This window comes from Pusillimonas sp. ANT_WB101, from assembly GCF_008369125.1.
In the GTDB taxonomy this organism is placed as follows: Bacteria; Pseudomonadota; Gammaproteobacteria; order Burkholderiales; family Burkholderiaceae_B; genus Allopusillimonas.
Genome location: NZ_VOAY01000002.1, coordinates 207,322 through 224,312 on the forward strand (window position 1 = coordinate 207,322; position 16,991 = coordinate 224,312).

11 protein-coding genes are annotated in these 16,991 nt (G+C 56.3%); 5 read left to right on the forward strand and 6 right to left on the reverse strand.

What is annotated here, in order from left to right; translation table 11 throughout:
* Positions 1-142 precede the first annotated feature (142 nt).
* Positions 143-1,963, forward strand: coding sequence for an ABC transporter ATP-binding protein/permease (locus FQ179_RS09940; RefSeq protein WP_370459859.1), 1,821 nt, complete (start codon positions 143-145; stop codon positions 1,961-1,963).
* Positions 1,964-2,231: 268 nt separating this feature from the next.
* Here FQ179_RS09940 and FQ179_RS09945 read toward each other — a convergent pair whose 3' ends face one another.
* Complete coding sequence (locus tag FQ179_RS09945) at positions 2,232-9,227, reverse strand: autotransporter outer membrane beta-barrel domain-containing protein (protein ID WP_149397158.1); 6,996 nt, start codon at positions 9,225-9,227, stop codon at positions 2,232-2,234.
* Positions 9,228-9,553: 326 nt separating this feature from the next.
* Here FQ179_RS09945 and FQ179_RS09950 point away from each other — a divergent pair, with 326 nt between their 5' ends.
* The 4 genes from FQ179_RS09950 to FQ179_RS22910 all read left to right on the forward strand — a co-directional run bounded on the left by FQ179_RS09950 (position 9,554) and on the right by FQ179_RS22910 (position 11,875).
* A complete protein-coding gene (locus FQ179_RS09950) occupies positions 9,554-10,660 on the forward strand; it encodes an AraC family transcriptional regulator (RefSeq protein WP_149397159.1) in 1,107 nt (368 codons plus the stop codon).
* Positions 10,661-10,739: 79 nt separating this feature from the next.
* Positions 10,740-11,237, forward strand: coding sequence for a DUF2165 family protein (locus FQ179_RS09955; RefSeq protein WP_149397160.1), 498 nt, complete (start codon positions 10,740-10,742; stop codon positions 11,235-11,237).
* Positions 11,238-11,420: 183 nt separating this feature from the next.
* Positions 11,421-11,693: a DUF1902 domain-containing protein gene (locus FQ179_RS09960; protein WP_149397161.1), complete on the forward strand. Its 273-nt coding sequence runs from the start codon at positions 11,421-11,423 to the stop codon at positions 11,691-11,693.
* 26 nt (positions 11,694-11,719) lie between these two features.
* Positions 11,720-11,875, forward strand: coding sequence for a type II toxin-antitoxin system HicA family toxin (locus FQ179_RS22910; RefSeq protein ID WP_370459868.1), 156 nt, complete (start codon positions 11,720-11,722; stop codon positions 11,873-11,875).
* A 173-nt stretch (positions 11,876-12,048) separates the two neighbouring features.
* Here the strand turns inward: FQ179_RS22910 and FQ179_RS09970 are convergent, their stop codons facing one another.
* From FQ179_RS09970 to FQ179_RS09990, 5 genes are read right to left on the reverse strand one after another with little or no spacing between them, the layout of a single operon-like run.
* The gene (locus FQ179_RS09970) at positions 12,049-13,269 is read right to left on the reverse strand and encodes a CaiB/BaiF CoA-transferase family protein (protein ID WP_149397162.1); all 1,221 of its coding nucleotides are present in this window, start codon (positions 13,267-13,269) and stop codon (positions 12,049-12,051) included.
* A 13-nt stretch (positions 13,270-13,282) separates the two neighbouring features.
* Positions 13,283-14,062, reverse strand: coding sequence for an enoyl-CoA hydratase/isomerase family protein (locus FQ179_RS09975; RefSeq protein WP_149397163.1), 780 nt, complete (start codon positions 14,060-14,062; stop codon positions 13,283-13,285).
* Positions 14,063-14,083: 21 nt separating this feature from the next.
* Positions 14,084-15,367 carry a TRAP transporter large permease gene (locus FQ179_RS09980; protein WP_149397164.1) on the reverse strand — a complete coding sequence of 428 codons (1,284 nt, stop codon included), beginning with the start codon at positions 15,365-15,367 and terminating at the stop codon, positions 14,084-14,086.
* A gap of 13 nt (positions 15,368-15,380) precedes the next feature.
* Positions 15,381-15,923 carry a TRAP transporter small permease gene (locus FQ179_RS09985; RefSeq protein WP_149397165.1) on the reverse strand — a complete coding sequence of 181 codons (543 nt, stop codon included), beginning with the start codon at positions 15,921-15,923 and terminating at the stop codon, positions 15,381-15,383.
* Between the two features lie 17 nt (positions 15,924-15,940).
* The gene (locus FQ179_RS09990) at positions 15,941-16,963 is read right to left on the reverse strand and encodes a TRAP transporter substrate-binding protein (protein WP_223146230.1); all 1,023 of its coding nucleotides are present in this window, start codon (positions 16,961-16,963) and stop codon (positions 15,941-15,943) included.
* Between the last annotated feature and the right edge of the window lie 28 nt (positions 16,964-16,991).

Consider the following 16,991-nt stretch of genomic DNA (forward strand, 5'->3'; position numbering starts at 1 on the left):
CAGTAGGTTGAAACGATGAATTTTCGTGTATCAAGTTATAGCTATTTTGCTCTTAATGGGCCCGGCGCGAGGCGTACTCTAGTAGCTTGTATTGCAGTGTTTACCTTGAACCAAAAAATCGCTATCACTGGTACCTGACAAATTGATAAATTGGCACTCTGCTCTGGCGGACAGCGGCATATGGATAGCTCAAGCCTACGGCATTACACTTGTATTCGGGGCCATCATCATCTGGCTGCTGGCGCGTTTTACAGTATGGGGGCAACAGTTCTGGCAACTGTCGGCAGAATACTTTTCGCCGCGCCGCAGTGTCCGCCCGCTCGTCATGCTGGCCCTGATCCTGCTCCTGACGCTATGCGCGGTACGGCTGCAAGTACTGTTTTCAGACTGGTACAACACCATGTATACCGCTCTGCAGAAGCTGGATGAACGCGGTTTCTGGATGGCCATGGTGATATTTGCCATATTGGCAACCACCCATATATTTCGTTCGCTGCTTGATTTCTATCTGCAACAGGCCTTCACCATCCACTGGAGAATCTGGCTTAACGAAAAACAACTGACTCGCTGGATCGACAATCAGTCTTACTACCGTACCCAGTATCTCGATATGCCTGTCGACAACCCTGACCAGCGTATCCAGCAAGACATTACCGACTTTGTACAGGGCTCGCTTACGCTGTCCATGGGCGTCGTCAATGCCCTGGTGTCCACCTTTGCATTTACGCTAATACTCTGGACGTTATCTGGCACGGTGACCCTCGGCAGCCTGGAAATCCCGCGCGGCATGGTGTTTTTGGTGTTTATCTATGTAATCATCGCCACCGTATTTGCCATCTTGATCGGGCGACCTCTCATTCAGCTTAACTTCCTGAATGAGCGCTACAACGCCGATTACCGGTATGCGCTCGTGCGCCTGCGCGAATACGCGGAAAGCATTGCCTTTTATGCAGGCGAAAAAGTGGAAGGTGCCCTGCTTAGAAGCCGATTTGCGCAGGTTATCGCCAACGCATGGGCCATCGTATATCGTTCATTGAAATTTCTTGGATTCAATTTTTCAATTACACAGACAGCGGTGATCTTTCCATTTATCATCCAGGCCCCGCGCTTTTTCTCCAAGCAAATCAGCCTGGGCGACCTGATGCAAACAGCCCAAGCCTTCGGGCAATTGCAAGATAACCTATCGTTCTTTCGCAATGCCTATGACCAGTTCGCAACGTACCGCGCAACACTCAGACGTTTGAGCGGTTTCAATCAGGCGGTAGAGCAGGCCAAGCTCCTGCCCCGCCCCGAACTGCATGCGCAGAATGACAAGCTTGCCATCCGAGACCTGACAGTGCAAACGCCTGGCGGTACCGTGTTAATTGCAGGGCTGAGCCTGGAGATTCTTCCCAGTGCACCGCTGCTAATACGCGGCCCCTCTGGCGCGGGCAAAACAACCCTGCTGCGGGCAGTCGCGGGCCTTTGGCCGCATTGCCAAGGCCGTATCTTTCGCCCCGAACATAACACTCTGTTTCTGTCGCAAAAGCCTTATCTGCCACTGGGCACACTGCGTAGCGCCCTGTACTACCCAAAGGCCCTGCCAGACGAGTTCTCCGTAGAATCAAGCGTCGGCCATGACACCCCCGCGCGCGATGTCCTGAATCTGGTCCAGCTGGGCCACCTGGCCGACCGCATGGATGAAGTCGCAGACTGGAGCCGAATACTGTCGCTGGGCGAGCAGCAACGGTTAGCGTTTGGACGCCTGCTATTGTCCCGTCCAGAAGCGGCGCTACTGGACGAAGCCACATCTGCCATGGATGAGGGCCTGGAAGATGCCATGTACCGCCTGGTGACCCAACACCTGCCCCACCTCATCCTGATCAGCGTAGGCCACCGCAGCACACTGCACAAATTCCATGCTGCCCAGCTAGTCCTGAAAGGCGACGGCACTGGTCAGTGGGAATATGTTGTCGCTCCTTAGCTTTCAGACGGACATCGACAAGCTCAAGACCACTCTCTTGCAGACCACTGACCTCAGCAAAGTCTGGAACGTTTTTTGATATTGCAGAAGAACAGCAATACTTAGCCAGGTCACGCACGACGCACGAAAGGCATCGGGAGCCAGTGCCATACGAAAGTGGCCAGCCCCCTACTTATGACAATAGGATCAAATACCACTCTATGCAGGGGCATCCAACGTAAACGGGGCATTACGCTGTAATGCCCCGCCTTTATAACTCCATCAGAAATCAGAACGACCAGGTCGCCTTCAACGACCCTGAATGGCTATTGACCTTGCTCGACAACAGCCCGTCGTATTGAAGGCTAACGTCCATACCCTTATTGCTCAGCACCTGAACGCCGGTCGATACCCGGCCGAATATGCGCCCCGTCTCCAGCGTGGACCTGAATAGATCAGTGCCGGACGGAGCACTCGTCAGGCGGGCTTGTGACTCCCATTTATCGGTAGTGGAAAACGATACCCCCACGCTGGCATAGGGACGCACGGTGTAACCACTGTTCAGGTCAAAGCGCCCGCCCACTTCCACGCTGGGCGAAATCACCGCCGACCATTTGTTCACGCCTTCCAGATGCAGATTTAGTGCGCCGGCGTTGCGTTCGTCAAAGGACGGCATACGCGTGTGAACGATGTCCAGGTCGATGAAAGGTTTGATATACGACTGCGGCATGGCATAGGTGTATGCCGCGCGCAGGCGCTGACCGAAGGAAATGATTTTTGAATCACTCTTGGCCTGTGCGCCCATCAGGGCAATGCGACGGGTGTTGTCGAACGAACCGTAACTACCCGTCAGGGCCCCCGCAAAGGTCCAGGGGCCGTTCTCGTATTTGAGCGATACACCCAGATAGCCGCTGTCTCCTTCTACACGCTGACGCCCGTCGTCCGCACGCATGGTCTTGTTTTCGTAGGCACCCGCCACACCCAGAAACCAGTTTGGTGCGATGCTGCGTTGTGTGCCGATCTGATACATGACACCTTCAGATTTCAAACCAGATGTACCCAGGCTGTCGTCCAATCGTGTTGTATTGCCCGTGATTCGCCCCCAAACGCAGTCGCGTTCCCCCATCTGCGTGCTGGTGCCTTCAAACGCAGGGCAGCTCATCAGAGAGTTCGAGAACGAGACCATGCTGGCCTGCTTCAGCGCAGCAGGAGCAGCAAGTACGCCGGGCGACAAGTCGTTCAATGCATTGGCATACTCTTTCGCACCCAGTGCAGACCTGTTCAGAGCCGCGTACAGCTTGCCCAATTCTGGCTTGCTGCCTCGGTCCCAAACCTCTTGAAGGTGTGAGCCAACGGCCTGCAGGTTATCTGCTACGCCATGCGTCGCAGAGGTTTCATTGAATCTGGCATGATCAGCCGAGACTGCAAGCGTGTTGCCAACCTGTCGGCTTCGGTAGGTAAACAGATCTGACTCACCCTTCAACGCAGCATTTGGCGCAATGCTTGCTGCTTGCAGAAACGTCAGCTCACGGTTTGGCATCAGCGTACTGGCAACCACCTTGATCTGTCCACTGAGTTTGGCGTGCCCATCTACTTTCAGTAAGTCGGTGCTTTGGCTGACAAAGTCAGTCGCCAAATGCAGCACACCCTGGCTGCCCTGCGTGAAGTCGCCAGTAACATGCATGGTGTCGCTGTCGGCGGTCTTGCCGATAAACATCTGGCCTTGGTTGACGATATGGCCTTGCACGAGGTCGGCATTGGAGAAGGTGCCGAAGTTAGACAGTAAGATCGGTGCTGTTGATGTGGCTGAACTGGTTAAGGTGGCTGACGTCGTTGAACTGGCTGCACCCAACAGGTTGCCCTTTAAGATACCGCTATTCAAAACGGTGGTTGAACCCTTTCCGGTTTGCTGGATGGCAGCCAGGCCCAGAGCGCCATTCACTGTGCCGGCGGTGCTTACCGTCACGGTGTTGGCAGCAGGGCTGTCTATCCAGATTGCACCACCCGTTGCTAGGTTCGACACAGACGCACCGCCTGTCACATCCCCCGACACGGTGATGTTTACGGGCTTGGGTGTAGCCGACTGGGTATCGTAAGTCTGAGCAAAAACGCCCCAGGCGTTTGCGCCCTGAACATTCACATTACCATTTAATGTCAGCGTGATGCCGCCCGAAATGCCGCCGGCACCGCCATTCAATTGGGCTAAGGTACCGGCGAAGCTGCCTTTGCTATTGCCGCCAAGCCCGCCGGGCGCGCTCAAAGACTGCGCAATTACGCCGTGAGCGCCATCACCGGTCGTATAGATTCCGCCACCGCTGCCCCCCAGAGTAAATGAGATATCGCCACTGACCTGTCCTGACGATGGCGAAACGACGCCGTCCGTCCATCCTAAAGTCAATGGGCCATTGGCTGTATCGCCACCAATGCCGCCACCGCCTGCGATGGACTGCAACACAACGCCGTGCGATCCGCGCCCGTTGGTAGAAATGAAACTTGCGTCTGAGTTAGTGCTATTGGCACCAAACTCAATGCTCAGGTTGCCACCGTGCAGTGAGTCACCGGTGAAGGGGGCAGCCAGGTTGACTGACTGAATATTGGCACCAGGACCAGCAGATGCGATACCGCCTCCGCCACCGATGGACTGTGCCACAAAGCCGAAGGCATGATCACCCGTGGTAAGGCTCTTGACCCAGGAGCTCACCGTGACATCACCGCCACTGCTGCTTCCTTCACGACCGCCGCCGCCCAGTTGCAAGCTAAGTTGCGGATTGCTCGTCGCGCCACTAAGGCTCGCGCCACCGATCGCAGCGGTGCCACCTCCACCACCTATAGACTGCAAAACAATACCGTGCGAGTCATAGCCCGACGTTGCGACCGACACCCCACTATTGGATGCGTTCATATTAATGGTACCGCCGTTGCCGCCATTGCCACCCGATCCGCCCCATCCCACAACAATGGATGGATTCTCTACCGTAGACTTCGTGACGATGTCCGACGCAATGGCACCTTGCCCACCACCCCCGCCAATGGATTGAGCAAGCAAGCCATAACTTACGTCTCCTGACGTTGCAAGAGTGCCTTGATGATTGGCTGGGTCACTGGTCATGTTCAGTGTAATGGTGCCGCCATTGCCAGCAGCGCCGCCGCTCCCCCCCACTGCGACAACTCCCTGCGAACTGCCCTTCGCGCCTTTGGCCGTAGAGGCGCCGCCCGTGCCGCCGCCTCCTCCGATTGACTGTATGACCATGGCATCACTGAAGTCGCCTTGGGTAGTGGTAGCACCTGAGTAGTTAAGGACGACGGCGCCCCCTTCGCCTCCTGCACCACCCTGGCCTCCGACGGCAACGGAAAGACTGTAGCTACCCAGGTCTGTGACCTCTGGCTTGGGAGGATCGTCACCACCCGATGGATTATCATCGCCGCCACCTGACGGGTCAGCATAGCTGGACGGCCCACCGGAGGCGTCCGCGCCGGCATTGCCCGCCAGGCCTCCGCCGCCACCAATACTCTGGATGAGAATGCCGTCCGCATCGCCTCCAACGGTGCTGATCGAACCGTTGCCTGTCACTGTCACGGCTCCTCCATCCCCGCCGACAGCCCCATTCCCGCCAACCGACACACTCACGGCAGCGGTGAGTTTTACGCCTCCGCTATCTGGCTCGTCTTCTACCGCATCGCTTCCACCACCCGTCGACAATGAACCACCCAGATCGACTGTCGTGCCTTGCGCTGCTCCACCACCGCCGCCCAGGGATTGCAGCAGCAGGCCACGTGAGCCTGAACCATAGGTCTTAATGACCGAACCATCTTGCAGCGTAGCCGTAATCACGCCCCCCGAACCGCCCGCGCCGTCCTTGCCGCCCACGCCCACGTCCGCCTTGAAGTTCACACCCTGCGATATGCCGCCTGACTTACTGCTGCCTACGCCGGCATTTCCGCCGCCGCCACCGATTGATTGCCCCATCAGTCCGTTGGAAAGATCGTCGTAGGTGGTGATCGTGGCTGATGAACCCATGGTCAGGTTAATGACGCCGCCTGTTCCACCGGCCTGGCCGGAGCCGCCCACCCCGACGTTGACATTGGCGCTGATGCTTTGGGAAGACGTGGCAATATCAGTACTCATCGCCTTCGATGCCCCGCCATTGCCACCGCCTCCTCCGATGGATTGTGCAAGTAAACCGTGGGAGCCTTGTCCTCCGGTATAGATCGCCGTATTGTCGTTCAGTTGTATATCGATTTCGCCGCCATTACCTGCCACACCGCCCGAGCCGCCTACAGAGGTAGAGGATGAAACGGCAAAGCTTACATCGGTCTCTGGTATTGTTACGCCAATAGGTACCGTAGAGGCGGCCGAGCTGCCGCCATTGCCGCCCCCGCCACCGATTGACTGCGCGAGAATGCCATATGAATCGGACCCGGCCACTGATTGGCCATTGACACTTGCGTTGACACCCGTTGCACCAACGCCAGCCGTACTGATCGTAACGTTGTCCAGATCAATTGACACTTCACTACCGCTGCCGCCTGAACCACCGGTTCCCCCCACTGCAACAGCTAAGCTAACCCCCACGTTCATATCAAAACCATGAGCGGCGCCGCCGTTGCCTCCACCGCCACCAATAGAATGCGCCACGAGCCCTGCTGCGCTAATGCCACTGGTGGCCACCGTGAGCTCATTCAGATTAATGTTGACCTGAGCGCCGTTACCTCCGCCACCGGCGGCCCCACCAATGGACACCGAAACAAGGTCTTCGAAGGAATCCTGCTGCGACGATCCGCCATTTCCGCCCCCACCCCCGATCGACTGAGCGAGTATTGCGGTCGCGCCATCACCTTGGGTTGTAATCGTGCTGGCTGGGCCGTTAGCAAGGTTTTGCACAGTAACGTTATTGGACGAACTGGCCGACCCGGCTCTGCCTCCAATGGCAATGCCAGGAACCGCTGTTGAAATGGCAAATGAATCACCGCCATTGCCGCCGCCTCCACCCACGGATTGAGCGACAAGGCCCAACGCATACTTACCCTGCGTGGAGATGTTTGAGCCCACATTAACGGTCACCTCGCCGCCGGAACCGCCTGAGCTGCCCGACCCGCCTACAGAGGAAATGCCCACTGCTGAGCCACCACTGCCGCCGCTGCCGCCGACAGACTGGGCCAATATGCCGATGGAGCCATCACCCGTTGTATCAACACTGTCAACCGTAACGGTTACCGTACCCGCGTTGTTGTTTCCCGAGTTATTGACAGACCCGCCAATCGAAAACAGGCCGGATGCCGAGCCTGCTGTGCCACCCCCACCGCCAATCGACTGCGCGATAACGCCAATGGCAGAATCACCAGAGGTCCACACATTCGATGCGCCAGTGATGGTTGCAGCCCCCCCTGCACCACCGGCCCCACCTGCACCGCCCAGCGACACAATAGAGTCGGCGACTGCACCTGCACCGCCGCTCCCGCCGATAGACTGAGCCACCATGCCGTGGCCATACTGGCCCTGGGTTTTGATGGTTGCGGAAGAGGCAATGGTGGCACTGGCGCCATTGCCTCCATTGCCGCCTTTTCCACTGCCTCCAGGCAAGCTGCTTGTGAAGTCTTCGCCCGTGCCGCCACCACCACCAATGGATTGCGCAAGCATGCCCATGGAATTGCTACCAAGCGTAGACACCTGGCTGTTTACATCAGCAGTGATCTGCGCTGCCCCGCCGTTCTGCCCCACGCCCGCTTGTTTGACGGCGGAACCGCCATAGCCACCAATGCTTTGGGCTGACACACCAATGGCTTCGCTACCACTGGTGGATATACTAGTCTGTTCTTGGCTGCTCTTGCCGTTAAGCGTAACAGCCACTGTGCCGGACGTGCCCCCATTGCCACCACTGTCGCGATAACTGTCCATGCTGTCAGAACCGCCGTTGCCCCCTAAAGAGTACGCTGTCACACCAGCCACCTTGTCGCCCGTAGCGGTGAGGTCTACCCAGTAAAGCTCTACCGCAACCGGGCCGGCGTTGCCGCCATTACCACCATAGGCGTTAGTAGAATATTGCTCACCACCGTTTCCGCCTATGGACTGAGCCAGTATTCCTGCACTTGTCCCGGACACCGCCTGATTTACACCAACATTGATATTCGTGACTGCACTCAACTCTGCCTGGCCTGCATTCAACGTTACAACCCCCGCGTCACCGCCCTTCCCCCCGTCGTCTCCCTTCCAGTTGCTCCCACCGCCCTGGCCGCCAATACTTCTGGCTAGCAGGCCTACTACGCCATCAGGCACATCCGATGTGCTCGCCAAGAATACGTCGACATTACCGCTACTTAAGAAGTCCACACCCGAGGCATTTCCACCGACACCATAGGGGATCGGTGACTCATTTCCCTTTGAATCGAATAAGCCGGCATCTCCGCCAACGCTCTGAGCTGCGACACCCCATGCCCGCGTGCCGCCCTGCAAATTACTAGAGCCGCTTCCCAGTGAGACATCAGCGTAGTTATCCATTTCAACGCCGTACTGAACAGAGCCACTGTTCAGGGTTTGACCGCCGCTTCCGCCGTAATAATCTACGACGGCGGTATTGTCCCTGCCTCCCTTGCCGCCACGGCTTTCCACCAATGCCCCCACCACACCCGAGTTCAGAGTGCCGCCGGTAATGGTGACAGCAGACGAGTTCTGTAGAGTCGTAGAACCACCAGCCCCCCCATTTCCGCCGTTATTGTGATCGCTTGGCTGATCGAACCCATCACCCCCTAGGCTGCTTACACTTACTCCGATCACCATACCGGATGGCGTTGCATCTACAAGGTTAAGGACGATCGAGCCGCTAGTGCTTAGCATTGCCCCGCTAGCAGGTCCTCCATCTCGATTGCTCTGGCTACCATCGTCACTGCCGTGAGTTCCTTGATTTACCACCCTGATGCCGTATAAAGACTCTCCACCAAACTCTATTCCCGAGCTGATCGCCTCGGGAGCCACGTAGCTGTCGTTGATATTGAAACTCGCGGTATTCGTTATTGTTTGGCCTTGCGTAGAATTCGTTGACGTGAGTGCCCCCCACAGCGGTGTCGTCGAATCTGTAGAAAATGTGCAAACTTCTGTGCTGGATGTCGACTTGGAACAGTCGTAGTGCAAGTTCGCCTGAGCGGCCGCCAGCGGTATTAACGAACCAGACGCGAACAACAGTATGCGCCCGCCGTGTCCCAAGGCCCCCAAGGCCTGGCTCAAAGGCCGTGGCTGCAAGGTATGACGAACGGAGCGTGATTTGGATTGTTGTTCGTATATATGCTTCATAGTTCTTTTTAAAATTTAGAGGGGCTTCAAATTTTTATGCTTTAAGAATCAGCACCGCGTGTTTCACGTCTTTCTGGCGTAGTCTCAAATATCCGATACCGCCACCGCGCGCGAATGTGCTATGGTCACTCCCAGACTCCAGGCCGTCTATCGGTTTCACGCCATTCACTATCGGAAAAGCGCTGTCTTTTTTATCGATATTGATCAGGTTGAAGCCCGCCGCACCAATATCAGGGCGCGTGCGCCCCGGTCCTCATGATGCATGGCTAGGGGCACCGCTATGCCCCGCCCAGCAAAATGTGTACACCCAGCACTAGTGAGGTCAGATGATTGCATCTCTGTTTGCCCAAGTACCGTTCGAGCAGCATCGACTCGTCGATACCGCCGACTTTGACGAGGCGCATCCGCTAGTTTGCCAGGCACTCAATTCGGCGCGATTTCAGGTGCTGCGCGGCAAGATCACCCACAACCAACTCGACGTGCTGCCCTGTGGCAATTTGTCGCTGCTGAAGCTACGTTACGGGTATGGGGCGCAGGTTAGCGTCGACCCCAGTAGCCTTAACGGCTACTACCTGCTGGTGCTGCCCACCCAGGGCCAGGCACAGTTTCACTTCGATGGGCACAGCCTCGATGTGTCGCCGCAAGGGGCAGTCCTCATCAGCCCTGACAGGCGGTTTCACTTCAAGGCCAGCCACGATTACGAACAGGTGCTGCTGCGCCTGGATCGGCAAGCCATTGCCGACGCATGGTGTCGCCTGACGGCGCAAGAACACGCCCCCGACATTTGCTTCGATGCGGTTATCCCCATGAATTCAGCGGGCTGGCAAGCACTGATACCCATGCTGCAATGGGTGGCGCGATGCGCGGGGCTGGTGGGCCAGAATCAGGGTATTGCCCAAGCGGCCTTGCTGGCCCAAACCGAGATGTTGCTCGCCACCACTTTGCTGCTGCACCAACCACACAGCATGGCGGCACACTTATGGCCAGTGCCACCGCCCTCTGCGCCACAGGCCATTCGGCGCGCGCAAGCCTATATGCTTGAGCACCTGGGTGAGCGCCTGCCGGTGGCCCTGGTCGCCAGTCATTGCGGCCTGTCAGTCAGGCGCTTGCAAGCCTTGTTCCACGACGAATGCGGGCAGTCACCATTGAAATGGCTGCGCATGCAACGCCTGCAGGCCATACAGCAAGCCTTGTCGCAGGATGGTGATGCCGGCAAGGTCAGCGACACCGCTGCACGTTTCGGTTTCACACACCTGGGCGAATTTTCGCGGGCTTACCGTCAGGCCTTTGGCGAGACGCCACAGCAAACACGCGGTAAATTAACGAGGCGTGTAGTTCAGGTACCTGCACGACCCTTGGGTTTTCGCCAGCGCGTTGATCCAGCATACTCACATGAACAGCCAGAAAAACATGAATGCCCAACGACACTATGACGGGTTGATCTCTAGTTACGCCTGCGGTCAATCAAGGGCCTTGAAGGCAATCGGGCGAATTTAAAATCGGCGTGATGAAATGCTTATACGATATTCAAAAATAGGCTTTGTGGCTTGCATTGCGCTTTTTGCGTCACTGGTGGCCTTTGGCAACATGACAGACTACGGAAGCAATTTCGAGTTTGTCCGGCATGTCTTGCTCATGGACACCATCTTTCCTACCTCGACCATTCACTACCGAGCCATTGACCTGCCGGCTTTGCATCACGCCGCGTATATTATTATTATTGCCCTCGAAGCCCTCACCGCCCTGCTCTGCTGGGCCGGCGCTTATCGGCTCGTCAAGCGAGTAAAGTCGTCGGCGAACGACTTCAATCGGGCTAAAAACGTCGCCGTCTCCGGTTTATCGTTGGGGTTTTTCGTTTGGCAGGTTGGCTTTATGTCGATAGGCGGCGAATGGTTTGGCATGTGGATGTCCGACCAATGGAATGGCGTACCGAGCGCATTTCGTTTTCTAGTCACTATCGCGCTGGTGCTGATCTATTTGGTGCAGCGGGATGGTGATTTGGAGGTGTAAAGGGTGGGTTTCTGATGGGATTCGACCGATGCTATACTTTCTTAATCGTTCTGGTCAGCCGGGCTCCCGGCCGGTAAATCAAGGCACGAGTCAACATTTGTGGGTCACTGCAGAAGCAATTGCTTTATCGTCCCTACCGCATGCATACACATAGCTTGAGCATTATTGCCGGGGAGAGGAACTATGTATAAAGTTGGATCACCATTCTGGAAAATAGTAGCCCATTTGGGCGTTCCAATTTCTTTGCGCGTTGATGTCCACCATGACAGCGAAGCCAATGTCTTTATCGCAACCAGCCCCGACCTCAGAGGCCTAATTGTCGAAGCGGCAACCCTCGACGAACTTATCCATGAAACCAGTGGTGCTGTGAAAATGTTGATGGAAGAATACGTGCACGGTTCGCCCCGCACCCCTGAAGCATGGTTCAACTTTCATGAGGTATTGGCAACTGCGTGAACGGGTACTACGAAAGCGTCATTGCCGTGCTCAAACGGCACGGCTTTTTGTATGTGCGTCAGAAGGGGTCGCATCAGATGTGGCGTAACGGCGCAATCAGCGTAATTGTTTCTAATAACTGCGCCTCGCGACATACCGCAAATGGGATTATGAAGGCTGCCAAGATCAAGCATCGGTTCTGACTACTGCGCCGGTGCAATGATTTCTGATGGGCTTATCTTCCGTCCGAATAAGATACATAAATCTCGGACGGGGGTATTCTATGAACAATATCTAGACCTAGATCATGCCCCAAATCGGTACAGCCACTTCCCGCCAGATGTGGGTGCCGACTAGCTCAGCCTCTCCTACTCACTCAGCCCCCCGCATCCACCACCACCCCCTCCGCAACAAACCCATCAATATCAGCATCAACATAGCCGACCTCACGCAGCAACTCACGCGTATGTTGCCCCAGCACAGGTGCCGGCCGCCGCACTTGGGTCGGTGTTTGAGAAAAATGAATTGGGCATCCCAGGGCTTTGGTCGGGCCTGCCTGGGAGTGTTCAAGATCGATGACCATGTTGCGCGCCAGCGTTTGTGGGTGTGAAAGCGCCTGGCCTATGGTGTGGACGGGCCCGGCCGGCACACCTGCAGCGTCAAAGGCCGCGATCCAGTGTGCTGTGCTTTGCCGCTGCAGCACCGCATCCATCAACGCTACCAGTGCTTCCAAGTTGGCCATCCTGTCGCTATTGGTGGCAAAGCGCACGTCTTCACGCCATTCGGCATGACCCAACACCTCGGCGATACGTTCCCAGTTTGCCTGGTTCGCCCCGCCGATATTGATCCAGCTATCCTGCGTGCGAAACGCCTGATACGGGGCCGTCAGCAAATGCGCAGAACCTGTAGGCCCCACAGACTCGCCCGTGGCAAAGTACGAAGCCGCGTGCCAGTATGTTTGTTGGATTGCGGCTTCCATCAGCGAGGTATCGACCACCTGACCCTCGCCCGTCTTCAGCTTATGAATATAGGCCGCCATAATGCCCGAGGCCGCGAGTATCCCGGCATTAATATCTGCAATCGAATTGCCCGTCTTAACGGGAGGACGTCCGGGTTCGCCGGTAATCGACATTAGCCCGGCAAAACCTTGGGCGATGAGGTCAAAGCCAGCCTTGTCAGCATAGGGCCCGTCGCGCCCGTAGCCCGACACTGCACAATAGATCAGGCCCGGGTTGATCTTGGACAAGACGTCATAGCCCAACCCAAGTTTTTCCAGTGTGCCGCGTCGAAAATTCTCGGTCAGAACATCGGCATCGCGCACCATACGCAGCAAAATATCGCGACCCTGGGGTAGTTTAAGGTTAAGCCCTATGCCGCGCTTGTTGCGGTTCAAAATCATGAAGGGCGCTGACACGCCATTTACCCGGGGTTCACTATAACCACGCGAATCGTCGCCACCTGGCAGCTTCTCTACCTTGATGACATCGGCGCCCATGTCGGCCAGCATCATGCCACACGTGGGTCCGGCCATAATCTGGGCCAGTTCCAGCACGCGCATGCCAACCAGTGGTCCGCTGTGAGCCTTTGATTCAGACATTGCGCCTCCTCAGTTACTGCCCGCGAAATGCCGGCGTTTTCTTGGCGAGGAACGCGGCATAGCCGATGCGAAAATCCTCAGTGTCAAAGCAATCGAAACACTCGTCGTACTCAGCATCCGAAATTGGCGTGGGGTCGGCGAGACGACGGGCAAATTTTTTGTGCCAGCGCGCCGCCAATGGTGCCCCTTCGGCAATGCGCTGCGCCGCAGCCAGCGCCTGTTCGGCCACCTGCGCATCCGGCACAATACGTGTGACCAGTCCTTTTTCCTTGGCCTCCGCCGCACCAAACACGCGGCCCTCAAGCAAAATCTCCAGGGCCACATCTGGCCCAGTCAGACGCACGATAGACTCCATTTCCTGATAGGCCATCACCAGCCCTAGATTTTTTATGGGCGCACCGAACCTGCTGGATTCACCGCAAATACGTATATCGCAAAGCGCAGCAATCTCCAGGCCACCGCCCACACAAATGCCATGTATCTGCGCCACCAGGGGGTGCCGGCATTCCGTTAAAGCACGTACAGTCGTGTGCATTAATCGCCCGTACTCAATGGCCTGTGCCTTATTGGAGCGCTCGGTCTGAAACTCCGAAATATCATTGCCGGGAGAAAAGGCTTTTTCCCCAGCGCCGCGCAAGATGATGCAGCGCACCGCGTCATCGGCAGACAACTGATCGATCACTTCACCTAGCTGTCGCCACATGGGCCGCGTCATGGCGTTGAGTTTGTCAGGACGGTTCAGCACAACTGTGACGATAGGGCCATCGTGTTGCACCTGTATCAGATCAGACATGAGGCTTCCTTTTTAGTCGCGTCAACGATAAAACATCTCAACCAGGCCCAGCCCAGTCACGGGAACATACGTCACCAGCATCAGTACGGCGACGAGTATGCCGATGAACCAGAGGTTGACCCGCGTCACTTCCCACACCGAGGCTTTGGCAATCGAGCACGCCACCATCAGCACACTGGCCACCGGCGGAGTCTGCTGACCGATGCCCAGGTTAATGGTTACCACGAGCCCGAAATGGATGGGATCTATGCCAACCATATGAACCAACGGCATTACCACGGGCACGACCAAAATAATGGCCGCCGCCGAATGCAGAAACATACCCAAAAACAAAAACAGGACGTTGAGCAGCGCCAGTACCACCCATTTGTTGGACGTAAAATCACTGACGGCCTGTGCCAGTGCCTGCGGTGCCTGAACCTCAGACAGATAAGTGCCCAGCAAGGCGCTGGTTGCGACCAGCAACATGACGATAGCGGTCTGAATGCCGCCCTCAAGAATCGCTTTTTTCAGCTGTTTGAGGTTAAGCTCACGATAGATGAATAAGCCTACGACCAGGGCTGCTACGACTGCTAGCGCTGCCCCTTCGGTGGCGGTAACCACACCACCAAAGATGCCGCCCAGAATAATAATGGGCAGCAGAAAGGCCCACAGTGCCTCGCGCGCAGTCTGGGCCACACGCCGGATCGAAAACGCCTCATCGCGCGGCAGGTTGTAGCGGCGTGCAAGAAACGACGCAACGCCCATCAGCCCTGCTCCGCCCAGTATCCCCGGCACAATCCCTGCCACAAACATCTGCACCACCGAGGTTTCCGCCATTACTGCATACAGAATCATGGGTATGGAAGGTGGGATGATAATAGCCAGCGTCGAGGCCGACGACATAACGGCGGCCGCCATTGGCGCGGGATAACCTTTCGCCTTCATCCCCGGAATGAGAATGGAGCCCAGGGCGGCCACATCGGCCACTGCCGAGCCGGAGATTTCAGCAAAGAATAATGACGAACCTATGGACACGTGCGCCAGTCCACCCCGTATCCAGCCAAAGATCGAGGAGGCGAAGGCAATAAGGCGGTGAGAGATTCCTGAGGCGTTCATGATGGCACCAGCCAGAATGAACAACGGGATCGCCAGCAACGGAAAATTGGTCGCACCGTTAAAGGTCACCAACGCGACATTGGGCAAGATATCCATGCCCTGGCTGGTTATCATGGCAACAACTGCAACAATACCCAACGACACGGCAATCGGCACATTCATAAGCACCAACAACAGCACAGCGCCAAACAAAACCAGCATGATCATGAGGGTTCTCCAGTCAGATCAGGCCATCGGAAAGTGCCGACGCCGTTCCCGCATCATCTGGTGTGCGGATCAGATCAATAAGGTGCATAACCTCGGCAATCAGGATCAGCGCCGCCGAAATAGGAATGGCTGAATGCACAAAATTGACGGGCATCCACGGCAAGCTCACCAAGGTGTCTCCGGCGAGGATGGGCATGATTTCCAGGCCCATCCACCCCAGCAAGGCAAAAAACGCGATAACGAGCAACTGTGCGATGATGTTGAAGTAGCGTCGGCCCCGCGGAGGCAGGGCGTCAACCACTTCTGGGCAACCGATGTGGGCGCGGCGCACTGATGCCAGTGCAGACCCATAAAACGTAAGCCATGCCAGCAGCAAGGACGCTGTTTCGTCATACCAGACCAGCGAGTTTCCGGACCATCGAAAGATAACCCCTATGGTCACCTCGACGGCCAGTATGATCATCAGCGCGCCCACTATCCACTCCAGCACCTTGCCGTAACCGTTACGAAAGCGATGCATGGGATTGTCAGGTCTTACAGGTATGTCTGCGTCCATCGGGGTCACCTCACGATTTACTTGCCAAGGTCAATTGCACGCACGATAAGTTCTTGCGCACCTTCGACCTCATTGCCGAACTCCTCATAAATGGGCTTGCTGGCCGCGATGAAGGCCTCCTTGTCGACCTCATTGACCAGCATGCCGGCATCCTTGAGCTTGCCCAGTAATTCTTCATCGGCCTTTGCGGCCTGCTCATACACATAGGCCTGATTCTCGCGGGCGGTCTCTTCGAGAATCTTGCGCACGTCTTCGGGCAGCTTGGCGTACTTCTTGGTACCTACCGTCAGATAGGCGGGTGTGTATACGTGGGCGGACAGAGACAGGTATTTCTGTACTTCCTGGAGTTTGGCTGAATAAATCTGGGTCAGCGGATTTTCCTGCCCATCCATTACGCCAGTTTGCAGGGCGCTGAACAGCTCTGAAAAGCTCATTGGGCTGGGGTTGGCACCGTACTCCTGAAACATCTTTACGCGCCATTTACCCTTGGGCGTGCGCAGCTTAATGCCGTGCAGGTCTTCGGGTTTGACGATGGGTCGCTTGTTGTTGGTAATGTGGCGATAGCCGTTTTCCCAAACCGCCAATATCGTCAGGTTTTTCTTTTCTGCTGCTGGCGCGAGGCTAGGCCAAAAGATCTCCTTTTCGATGCGCTTCATGTGTTCGCGATCTTTGACGATGTAGGGCATTTCAAAAATACCGAACAAATCAACTTCGGAAGACATTACTGTCGAGGGCAGCGCCATGTCCAAGGTGCCAAGTTTTAGCTTTTGCACCATTTCCTTATCGCCACCCAACTGGCTGGAGCCGAACACCACGACCTTGTACTTGTCGCCTAATTTCTCATTCGCACGTTTGGCGAATTCATCGGCACTTATCTGGAACAGTGAGCCCGGGTTACCGACGTGACCAAGTTTTAGTTCGACCTGCGCCTGAGAAACACTGGGCACGCCCAAGGCTGCCGCTGCGCCCAGTGCGGCAACCAGAGCCATCACGCGTCGACGCAAGATACTGGACTGCGGATTTGAAGTTGTATAGATCATCTTTGTCTCCTTCGGTCCGGTTGTGGAT